Here is an 11,418-nt window from a genome sequence, read left to right as displayed (position 1 = left end):
GTGATGCTAGTTAAGGTAAGTAACAGATGCTTAAACGTTTAAGTAACCAAAACTTGGGTAAGCTATGCATAAGTTTTGTGGTGCTTTTTTTATTGTCTGGATGCGGGGAGGATCACTGTATTAAGCCAGAAAATTTATCAGGTTTGCGTGAAAAACTAGATATAGTGTCAACAGAGCAGAAGTGGGTTGATTCCGGTGTTAATATCTCAGATAGAATAAGAGTAACAGAGATTGGTATAGTGCCTAGTAAGGTTAATTTTTGCCCTAAGCAGTATGAAGATTTTGCAATTGGGCCTGGGAAAAATAGCGTTACATTACCATTTGCACTTAAGAAAGGCGATACGATAAGCTTTAGTGTTATTGGAAGTAAAGTGTGTAAAGATAAAGAGAGTGAGACAAAAATCAGGTATTTGAAAATCGACGAAAAGTGTAGCGAGCAAGAAACGGAACATTTTGCACATGTTTTAAATCGAGAAGGATGTCAGGATGGAATATGTCCTAATAAATATATAATAGGCGATGCGCAATGGTTGAATGGAAAAGAGTATTGGAGTTCAGACCCATCAAAATTAGTTGAAGGGAATAGTAAAGAAGAGATTGAAAAGATTGTCAAATCTATAAAACAAGAAGGAGGAAATATAGACTGTAGCGGGCTTTCAAGTGATCAGAAAAACAAAACAGATACGCGCATTTTGAATTTACTCTGCGGACGTATATGTAAATTTCCTTCCGGCAGCGGAAACAAAGGTTGCACGTATATTGAATATAATAATATAGAAATTGAGCTATTCAATGCTTTAAATTCTAGTGGTGAATCTGTTATTGCTGAAATTATTAGTAACGTATTAAAGGGAAAACAGGTAAAAACTGACATTACACTATTACGTGCTCACATGGATGATGAGGATTTTGAACACATTCCAGGAGGTGGTTTATGCACTAACTATGATCATAAAGTGAAGGGCAATCATCACCAAGGTGAGAATTTAACTTTCACCCTTGGTACTGGAGGCAAAGGTGGTTTCAACATAAGAGTAACGAAGAACCACAGTCTGGAGAATAGCTTGTATATAAGCGTCTCTGACAAACTTCCTGAGCATCAGCCTGGTGAAAACCAAGCGGATATATCTGTAGATATCAGCAAAGTTCATGACATCCAATATATGGAAAACTCGAAAGGAAAATTAAAAGACAAAACAGGCACCATATATTACGGAATAAGAGACCATGGCTGCGATTACAAAAATGAAGGTCAGTTTAGCATTAACCTAACAACTAAAGAGCCACCTACAAGAACTTTTAGTGCAATATATAATTTCTTTGATGAAAAAGTGAAAACTGCATTTTTCGGCTCTAATTATAAAGACCCTAACGCAATTCACTCTGATACTAGTCCTGTAAAGTCTCTTTACGAAAGTTTTATAAAATCAAGCAGAACAAATACCATTAGATCTACTATAATATCACTATTAGTACTATATATAATCTTATATACTCTTTATTACTTTTTTGGATTAACTCATATTTCTATATATGAGTTTTTAATTATATGCGTAAAGATAGGAATCATCGCCCAGCTATTGCAGGATAATAGCTGGGACTTTTTTTATAACAACGCATTCTCTATATTTATTAACACTCCAAAACAACTAATAGAAATAGCAAATTTTAGAGGCACTACTTCAAATGTTTTTGAGTTTCTTGATTTGCCGCTCAATAGGTTCTTGTCATCGCATTCAGTATTGTTAATAGTATCTCTTATATTTTCTGGCCCTTTGGGCATTGTATCTTTTTGCTTGGTGATTTGGGGTTTAATCACAGTGAGCTTATCTATTTTTAATGCCTTATTTTCTTTTATTACATCTATAGCAATAGTTGCGTTATTACTTTCTTTAGCACCTATTTTTATTATTTGTCTTTTATTTGCGTATACTAGGCAGATGTTTCAAAACTGGGTTAAAAATTTAGCAAGATTTGCAATTCATCCAGTGGTCCTTTTAATTTTTATATCACTGATAAGTCAGGTTATGGATTATATTGTGTATTCAGTATTTGATTTTGAGGTCTGCTCTACATGTATACTTAATATTAACCTAAAGATTTTTAACCCTTGTATTTTTTATGGTTATGCTTCCAAATATACACCTAATATTACCGCTATGATGGCTTTTGTTATTTTGGGACACGCTATGAAAGCTTTAGTTGAAGCTTCTTCGGCAATATCTGACTCGTTGTTTGGTGCTTATGTAGCAAGCGAACCTGGAAGACAGTATCAACAAAGCTTAATGGGAACAGTAGGGTTAGATGAACAAAGCGTTCAAAGAAGAGAAAGAGGAGATGCCTCTCAACAGTCAGGTACGTCAAGACCTCAAATACCACAAGGGACTCAAAGGTCAACGCCTCAGATACCACAACCAGGAAGACAGCAATGATAAGTAAAAGATCACTATTATTGATACTGTGTCTTGCAATCACTGGTTGTAATATGGATTGTGTCGAGCCTGGGTTGCAGAGCAAAAACACCAGCGTTAATGTGGATGTTCCAGTTCGTAAAGCCGATAAAATTCATTGGGTTGATTCTGGTCAGGTAATTAGTCAGGGTGAGAAAATCAAATTCACCCTCGATGGATCAGTAAATTTTTGCCCTTTTAAAGAAGACAAAAATCCAAGGAAAGTACTTGTGCCAGCTAGCTTTTGTGCTGATGGCTCAGAACCAAATTATAGTAAGGCTGCGGATATTAATAGTGTACCTAACAATTATGGTGTTAATGAAAGTAAAAACGAACTATGTGGTGGCAAAGGATTTGGCAGCAATAGACGTTATGTGGACACTGGAATTAAAGTAAATCCTGGTGACAAGTTAAGCTTCAGCTTAGTTCCCAGAAAAATAACAATTGATTACGACAATCCAGAAGGGAAAGGCATCAATTTTGATGACAATTGTTATAAAGCTGTAGAAAATGATCGTAAGGAAACTGTATATAAGAAAGCTACAGTGAGTGAAGTACATCAGGGGGGAGAGTTTTTTTGTGATGGTAAAGATGGTACAAAAAATAAAATACAATTTTTACCTCTTGATAAAACAAAAGCAAAGGAAAGCAAAGTGCTAGTTGGCAATGGGTATACCCCATATGATAATAAGGTGCATTTTAATAAAGGTTATATTCAAGACAACGAACCATGGGTATATGGTTCACTACTTGATTTACGCCGCGCTAAAATAGGATTGAACGAGTTATGTGATGGAAAAAACTGTAGTCTTGATGAGAGAAAAAAGTACTCCTCCTATGAGCTTAACTGTTACCATCAAAATATATGCTATACTGAGAAGGGTATATGGAACTATGGTTTAGGTCAAGCAGGAGAACGGAACTGTGTCTCCTCTATAAGGTATAAGAAGTACGATAAAGGAAATAAATGTGATATGTATTCTTATCTAGAAAAAATGGAAGGGAATGTTAAAGCAGGTAGTTTTACTGAAGATGATAAATCTTGGGCTGAGGCTCTTGTTGCAAAAATTGGTGATCCTGATGATAAAAATACCGTTAAAGGTATTCAATGTCTTCCAAAGAAAGAGGGTGCAAAAGGGGATAATATGTGTTCGCAAATTGGCGATAACAATAAATTCGAGGATTTTTCTCTGGAATTGAACAATGATTATCCAGTAAATGACGAGGTAACGCCCGGTAGTAGTGTGATGCTCGCTATCGCAGATTATGGTCATTATTACTATAATAGAGGAGGGTACCATGTTAAAGTGACTAGATCATGTGAATATATTAATGGCGAAAAATTATATGTATATTTAGGTGATGAGCCACCTAAAGATTTGCATGGTGTGGGAACTAATGATTTTAAAGTGGTAGGAGTGAGAGAAAGAGTAAAAGGAAAAGATGAGTACACCATATTAGATGTAATAAGCGGAGAACACTTTCAGAACGAAGAATCTAAGAAGATATATTTCGGTATCAATGTAAGCAACGTAGAGAGAGATGACATTACAGATAAAAATGGCAAATATTATGAAAATAATAAGTACACAGTAACTTTATTTGTTAAAAGAAAAATTAATGATTTTATTTCATCGAATGTAAACGGGGTATTTAAACTTATAAAAGAAGAAGTAATTGGGGACAGCGTTAAAGATTCATACAAAGGATATGCAAGAGGTCTTCTTCAAGGGGTAAGAGCTTTGCTTACTCTATACGTTATATTTACTGTCGTTGGCTATATGCTTGGAACAATACAGCTAAGTAAGTTTGATTTCATTGTAAGAATGTTCAAGATAGCATTTATAGCTTTTGCCTTTAGCGATAGAAGCTGGGAACTTTTTGGTACAACTTTATCCAGACTTTTTATAGATGGTAGCACTTATTTAGTTGATAGTTTTTCTGGCTATGTAGGAGAAGGGGAGAGAAAATTTGCATTCTTAGACTTGACAGCAGGAGTATTATTCACAGCAGAAACTTGGCTAAAGTTTTTATCGTTGATGCTTTCTGGTCCTTTTGGCGTTATTGCATTTTTGGCAATACTCTGCGCTACTTATGCGTTTTTAAAATGCATTATTAGTGCTACATTGAAATATGTAATATCTACTGTTCTAGTAGCGTTTTTACTGTCATTAACACCTTTATTTATCGTATTTATTCTATTTCAAAAGACTAAACCCTTGTTTGATAATTGGATAAAAACGTTGGCTCATGTTTCATTAGAACCAGTCATTTTATTTTCATTTTTATCTCTTTTAAATCAGTTGATGTATTCAGTTTTATATAACCTCACAAATTTTTCTGCATGCTATCAATGTTTAATTAGCGTAAATTTCTTATCGTATGATCTGTGCTTGATGAAATCAATACTGCCTCTTGGATACAGTCCTGGCACTAGCGTTGATGTTGCACTCAGTACCGGAGAAAGGGCTGGTGGACACTTTGCAGCATTACCTATAGACCTAATCCAGGCGTTTATATACCTCATTATTGCCGGTGCAATGGAAGCTTTTGTTTCTATATCGGAAACTATGGTACAAACACTATTTAGCTCTGGTTATGGAGTTACTGGCGGTGTTGGTACAGTTGCTAAGAGCGCATCGCAAGCTATGCTGTCAACCGTTGGCCTTGATGATAAGACCCAAAGTATGATACAGAGTATCAAGCAGAAAATGAGTAAAGATCGGGGAAAAATTGAGGCTAAATTACCTAACACGCCAAAGCAACCAGACAAAAAAGAAGATTCTAAAGGAAGTTCTGATAAAACAACGAGTGATAGACCTAAAACATTAAAACAATCAGATCAGCAAAAAAATTCTGATGAAACAATAAGAAGTGATCCTAGTGCTAAAGCTAAAAACAAGGAAGAAAATGGAGAGGAGTAAGATATAAATGATATTATGGAGTAACTAATTAAAAAGATATTTTAAGTAAAGTTTTAGAAATTTATTCTGTATTTGGAAAAAGTTTAGATATGCAATCACGTTTAGGCAAATGTTGGTTTAGGGTATTACTTCTTGCAGCTTATGTGCTGATCACAGGTTGTAGTAAAAACGATATGCCTTTTCCAAGGTGCATATCTGCTGACTATTTTGGTCCTAAACCTATTGCAGTAAGCGCTCATTTTTCAAGCGATCATGATGCTTTTATTCCAGAAGGTGAAGATGAAAGCGTTATTGATCCTGAAACTGGCGAAATTAATTATGGTTTTCACCATAACCAAGTGGTGAAGTGGGAGGATACCGGACTCGAAACCAATGGAGATAGTTTAAAAGTGCGAGTTAATGGTGCATGGACATCTTGGAGTAATAATAACAAGAAGGAATCTAAAAAAGGCAGTTATACCTTACAAAGCTTGGAGCAGTTAAAATATGCAACTAAATTTGAAGGCAAGTCAGGTGATAATAGTCTACCTGACTTTCACTTAGTTTGTAATGATTACAAACCTAGTGCGCCACAGAAAATTTCAAGTAAGTCTGGTACAAGTTGCACTGTAAAGTGCAAGTGCATTAATGAAGATGATAGCGCAAATACAGTATCACGTGGTGCTCCATGTTGGTTTACCAACGGTCATGGTGCTTATCTTTTATTTAGAAGATCTACCATAGATGCTGATGGTAAAAAAGTATTTATAGATCCAGATCCTAATGAAAGTCTGAAATCTATGCGCAATCCTTCATCTCCTACTGTGCATCTAGGTTACAACTCCGTAGCAGAAAATGGGAGCGGTCTTTTTACTTTAGACAGAAATAACACTAAATTAAAGGACGAAAATTGTGATGCATTGGAGTTAAAAAAGGGATGGAAAATATATGTAAAAATATTAGATAGATATTACTTAGATAATGTAGGTGGCTACTCTTTTGAGTTCTTAAGTGGAGTGCAGCAGCCAAGTAGTTTTGGGTTTTTTGATTACATTTATCACTATCTAAAATGTGTATTATTGATTAACAAAAATTGTGAAAAGCATTTTAACAGTAACGATCCTGCAGCTGCACAAGCTATGTTCGAAAATATAGCTGAAAAAAGTACGAGCTTTCACAATTTTGTTCTTTCCTTGCTTGTTCTATTTGTAATGATTTCATCGCTTCTTTATCTTTTTGGCATGATACAAGAGACTAAGCATGATATGCTCATCAGAATGATGAAAATCACTCTAGTAATAGTGCTTATATCTCCTGGAAGTTTTAGATTTTTCTATGATCATTTTCTTGTTTTATTCGTTAAAGGTCTTGAACAATTGATAAGTATAATTACTAACTTTGCTCCCAACATGAACACCGGAAGTATTGCTCAAGGAGATGAAGCTAAGTTGTTTAGCTTCATGGAGGACATGTTCAATAAGTTTTTTGCTTATTCTGTTTGGAAAAAGTTTGCAGCGTTTTTGCATTACCAAATGTGGGCAAGCCTTCTTATGATACCGGCAATTTTCATAGGGATTGTGCTATACTTCTTGCTGTGCTTATATGCTTACATAATATTTCTCTCTGGTTTTATGGGTATAGCTTTTCTTATAGCCATTATGCCACTGTTTCTAATTTCTATTTTATTTTCACCGCTGAAAAGTCTATTTGAAGGTTGGATAAAATTCTGCATCAGCTTTTGTTTACAGTCGATTATGATATTTGCTCTCTTGTCATTACTGGCTTCCATTATAATGAATACCTTTTATAGGCAGTTAGGTTTTACTGTATGCTACAATAAATGGTTTGAGGTAAGGTTATGTGCTCCAAAATGGGTGTTTGGTGGTTTTTGTATCGTTGATAAGCAGTACTTTGGTTGGACCCCAGGGCAAATTTTCGTACCTTACACTCTTGGAGAAGCTTCTCCGCTGAACGTAGATAAGAACATAGAAGGTATAGAAAAGATAAGCAGAGAAGGTGGTACAATAAAATTTACTGGCGGTGCTGGGTATATCTCTCTTCCACCGGATTACATTGAAAAAGGGTTTCGTTATATAGATTATCCTTTCTTTAACCCAATTCCTGGTACTAAAGAGAATCCAGCAGACCATTATATTGCAGAAAGTGATATGGTAGTAGATAATAGCTGTAGTGTAAAAGATTTAGTGCGTTTAACAAATAGTTTATCCCATGCATCAGAGAGGGCTGACATTATATTACTGATCAACAATATAGAGAAAAGGATAGGTGATGTTAGTGAAATAATAAAACGCTACTGTCAAGATATAAATAAATGCAATAGTTATAGGGAAATAATTAATGAAATAAGATCTTTAGTGCGGAGTGCGGTAGAAAAACAAGGTTGTAGAATACTGAAACTTCATGATTTATATAAGGATCCCAACAGTGAATACTGTCAGAAATGTAAAGATTGTGAGGATTGCAAAAATTATCAAGAAAATAGCGATTACCAAAGGGTGCAAGACATACAGAGAGGTTATTTAATCAATGCAGGGGAAATCTTTATACTATTCTTGCTTTCATTTTTAATGTTCTCCTTACGCACGTTCGTACAACAAATGGGCTCAAGTATCGCTGGTGGTGGATTCAGCGTTTACAATATATCTAGTATGTATCAGGCATCGCCTTTGACTGGCATAATGGAAGGATTCAAACAGCAGTGGCAAAATTTTGCTGGTAGAGGACTTGAGTCTTTAGGCAGTTGGGCTACTCATTTACCGGATAGATTAGCCGGAGGTGCAGCTAATCTGCTGGGGAGAGTACCAAGAGTTGGAGGAGTGCTGAAATACGCTATTGATGTGCCACGTAAATTTGTAGGTGCTACTATTGAAGCAACAAAATTTGCAACATCACCTAAAAATGACGTTGATAAACTTGAGGAAAAGATCTACAGGGCATTTGGAGTTGATAAGGAAGATATTACACACAGAAGGATCGGTAAATATTTAGATTATTATAAAGGATACGTAGGATCACATTTGGGCTATACAATAGAAGATGCTATGAAGTTTACTTGGGAGCATGGCCTTGATTCTATAGGAGTTAGCCGCCGTACAGGAGAAAAAGATGGTTATCCAAATAACTTACTTTTTAGAGCAAAATCGCATAGGCAAGATTTCTTGAATAAGCTTCATGATGACACCATAGGCCGTAAGAGAGAACCAGAAAAAGACAATCCTGATCAATCAAATAAGGTAGAACGAGAGTTAGGCACGGAACTAGTAAGAGATAACCATGATCAGCCACTAGAAGAAGGCGACCCTCTTCGACTACGAGGGGGAGGTCAACCAGATAAGGTAGTACGAGAACTAAGCACAGAACAAGAAGACAAGCCTAATCAACTACAGCATGATCAGCCAACAGAAGAAGATAAGCCTGATCAATCAAATGAAGTGACACGAAATTTAGGCACGGAACCAAAAGGTTCAGATGAAATTGATGATTTTGGATCTGCTTTTGAAGGTATGGAAAAACGTGCTGAAAGAGAAGGCAGAAGAAATCAAGATAAAGTTTACAACCTCTCACCACTTTTTGAAATGAACACTCCAGAAGCTGTAGAAAAACGTGCTGAAAGAGCTAGAAGAAAAGAAGAAAGAGATCGAAAAGACGAAGTTTATAATCTTAAGCCTTTATTTAAAGAACCAAAAAATCCAGAAGAGTACGTTAAGGCACTTTTTGAAATGAATACCCAGGAAGCTATAAAAAAACGTGCTGAAAGAGAGGAAAAAAGAAATCGAGAAGACAGTAAAAGGAAATTACCGGAACCAATGAGGAAACCAGATGCAAAAGGAGATGAGAAGAGGATTGAAGATGAAGACTAATAAAAATTTCAAAGGCCTTGATTATTATAAATTGCAGCAAGACAAAGATGGCAACATAAAGTTAAATGACTACGACGACATTTTAAATGCGCGTAGGGCAAGGGTAGACTTGTTGCGGGATAACACATCACTTGACAAGGATGTCAATTTTGCTAAATTGAATAAAGCTTTGAATGAGAAATTTGTAGATAATCATGGTTTATTGTCTGAATTTGATAAGGAAGACAAAGAGATTGTACAAGAAAGGATTAAGGTGTTTAGTATTTTAGAAAGTCTTGAAGACCTTAAAAGCGTGAAAAGTGAAGATCTGTTAGAGGTTAGCTTACTGCTGTCAGATCTTAGCTTCATAGAGAGAAATGTTGTACTAAATACCGATCAGAATTCTGATCTAGCAGGATTTAAAAACCTATTTATTGAAAAAAAAGCATCTGGTGAAGAGTATAGTGAAGAAGAATGTAGAGGCTTTCTTGATAATATAGATAAAATCAATACTATAATTAAGTTAGAGTTAGAAAGCAGAATTGAAGGGCTAAATCATGATGAAAAAAATGATCATGATGATTTACAAGATGAGATTGGTCAAGCAATTAATGCAGCAGGCAAATCAGAAAAAGATAACTGATGAGTCTTGTGTTTGTGTTTTTCTTACAAGCGACTCGATAGCTTCTCTCTATTAAACTGCTAAAGCCATATTGACATTAATCATATAGTATAAATAATTAATTATTTTGGAGCTTATTTAATATGCTACGCATCATTGCAGGCAAATATCGCGGAAGAAAAATAACTACAGGTAAGCATTTAGCTGCACGGCCAACTATGAGTATTGTCCGAGAAGCAATATTTAATATGCTTTCCTCAAGAAAACCTATTTATAACTTGAATGTACTTGATTTATTCTGTGGTAGTGGTTCTTTTTCATTTGAAGCGCTTTCTCGCGGCGCTAAACATGCATTTATGGTAGATTCAGATTATTACAATTTGCAATTGCCTAAAAAAACAGCAAAAGATTTTGGAATTACGGACAATGTTACGCTAATTTGCTGCAGTGCTAACTGCTTACCACAACCTATTTCAAAATGTGACATAGTTTTTATAGACCCACCTTACAATAGCAATCTAGTTGAATCAACGTTGAATGGACTAGCTCACTCAGGCTGGTTAAGTGATGATGCATTGATAATTCTAGAGATTAGGAAAAACGAAGATTTTGAGTGCAATAAAAACTTCAGTATAATCTTGGAACGCACCTACGGTATAGCGAGAATAATTTTTCTTTCTCTATTAACTTGAACTTGCATATACTTTTCATTGATGAGTTCCAGTTCTATTTTCGTCAAGTTTCCGGAGAAATTACTTATTCTGTACTGCCCTAGATCAAAATTTTTATTAAATTCAGAGTCTATTAAATATTCATGTGCTTCTTCAATAAATTTATTTTCTTTTTCTTCGTAACTGGTGTATTTTGTTGTACCATTATTATCCTCACGATAAACTAAATGTTCTTTATGATCAGCATGAATATTTTTATTTTCACAAACCTTTTCAGGATCGTGCTCAAGTACTTTTCTACCAACAATCAATAGCTTATAAGAAATTTCCTATGATTCCTTTTAAGCGAGTTTTGAATTTTTGAAATGTCATGACATTGTTGATACGGTTATCAAGAAACGATAAAGTATCCGCAAAATCTTCTGAATAATCATTGATAAAAAAAAGTATCGTACTTAAGTACACTCCAGCTAATATTGCTCTTTTTGTATAGTAGTTAAAATCTGTTGATTGGTCATGAATGCCATACCAAATCGCACTAATAGTTCTGTATAAAAGTTTACTAGAAAAATATGTATTTTTTGGTGATACGGAGAATGATAAAACATTTTTTAAAAGTTCTCTATAATTCGGTAGCTTAGCATAGTTTGAAAGGTGTATTTGAATGGCTAACTTTACTCGCTCTCGCACTTTCATATCTTCTAAATTAGAATTCCTTAGTTCAGCTTCCATTGAGCTATTTAAGTCCTCTGCTATGTGCTCCAAAGCGCTATATATTCCATTCTGAAATTTGCAAAAGCTATTAGCTAGATTAAGGTCAGTGCACACCTTTAATAGGGTTTCATCGCTTATCCCTTCAAATGGAATAACCCTAATTAGCTTATCTATTATTAACTTTTGTTCCACGCAACA

At 35.0% G+C, this 11,418-nt stretch carries 7 protein-coding genes; 5 read left to right on the top strand and 2 right to left on the bottom strand.

The window, feature by feature from the left end:
* The first annotated feature begins 26 nt into the window (after nucleotides 1–26).
* The 5 genes from AAGD84_RS05425 (at nucleotide 27) to rsmD (ending at nucleotide 10,527) form a co-directional block, all read left to right on the top strand.
* A complete protein-coding gene (locus tag AAGD84_RS05425; protein WP_341817924.1) occupies nucleotides 27–2,432 on the top strand; it encodes a type IV secretion system protein in 2,406 nt (801 codons plus the stop codon).
* Nucleotides 2,429–5,374, top strand: coding sequence for a type IV secretion system protein (locus AAGD84_RS05420; RefSeq protein WP_341817923.1), 2,946 nt, complete (start codon nucleotides 2,429–2,431; stop codon nucleotides 5,372–5,374). The genes AAGD84_RS05425 and AAGD84_RS05420 overlap by 4 nt, the downstream gene beginning before the upstream one ends.
* An 89-nt stretch (nucleotides 5,375–5,463) precedes the next feature.
* Nucleotides 5,464–9,234, top strand: a complete 3,771-nt coding sequence (locus AAGD84_RS05415) for a type IV secretion system protein (protein WP_341817922.1) — start codon at nucleotides 5,464–5,466, stop codon at nucleotides 9,232–9,234.
* Entirely contained in the window at nucleotides 9,224–9,856 is a 633-nt protein-coding gene (locus AAGD84_RS05410) for a hypothetical protein (RefSeq protein ID WP_341817921.1), read from the top strand. The genes AAGD84_RS05415 and AAGD84_RS05410 overlap by 11 nt, the downstream gene beginning before the upstream one ends.
* Before the next feature lie 122 nt (nucleotides 9,857–9,978).
* On the top strand, nucleotides 9,979–10,527 hold the full coding sequence (rsmD, locus tag AAGD84_RS05405) for a 16S rRNA (guanine(966)-N(2))-methyltransferase RsmD (RefSeq protein WP_006280837.1): 549 nt from the start codon (nucleotides 9,979–9,981) through the stop codon (nucleotides 10,525–10,527).
* Here rsmD and AAGD84_RS05400 read toward each other — a convergent pair.
* Nucleotides 10,485–10,817 carry a hypothetical protein gene (locus AAGD84_RS05400; protein ID WP_006279274.1) on the bottom strand — a complete coding sequence of 111 codons (333 nt, stop codon included), beginning with the start codon at nucleotides 10,815–10,817 and terminating at the stop codon, nucleotides 10,485–10,487. The genes rsmD and AAGD84_RS05400 overlap by 43 nt on opposite strands.
* A 4-nt stretch (nucleotides 10,818–10,821) precedes the next feature.
* The gene (locus AAGD84_RS05395; protein WP_065106633.1) at nucleotides 10,822–11,412 is read right to left on the bottom strand and encodes a COQ9 family protein; all 591 of its coding nucleotides are present in this window, start codon (nucleotides 11,410–11,412) and stop codon (nucleotides 10,822–10,824) included.
* Between the last annotated feature and the right edge of the window lie 6 nt (nucleotides 11,413–11,418).

The organism is Wolbachia endosymbiont (group A) of Andrena fulva (genome assembly GCF_964026815.1).
Lineage (GTDB): Bacteria > Pseudomonadota > Alphaproteobacteria > Rickettsiales > Anaplasmataceae > Wolbachia > Wolbachia pipientis.
Note: the sequence above shows the minus strand (reverse complement) of the source record. Positions and strands in the feature narration are given on the sequence as shown.

Bases quoted from the DNA above. Each gene is read 5' to 3' on its own strand.
- rsmD (WP_006280837.1), top strand. From the start codon at position 9,979: ATGCTACGCATCATTGCAGGCAAATATCGCGGAAGAAAAATAACTACA.
- AAGD84_RS05420 (WP_341817923.1), top strand. From the start codon at position 2,429: ATGATAAGTAAAAGATCACTATTATTGATACTGTGTCTTGCAATCACT.
- AAGD84_RS05425 (WP_341817924.1), top strand. From the start codon at position 27: ATGCTTAAACGTTTAAGTAACCAAAACTTGGGTAAGCTATGCATAAGT.
- AAGD84_RS05415 (WP_341817922.1), top strand. From the start codon at position 5,464: ATGCAATCACGTTTAGGCAAATGTTGGTTTAGGGTATTACTTCTTGCA.
- AAGD84_RS05410 (WP_341817921.1), top strand. From the start codon at position 9,224: ATGAAGACTAATAAAAATTTCAAAGGCCTTGATTATTATAAATTGCAG.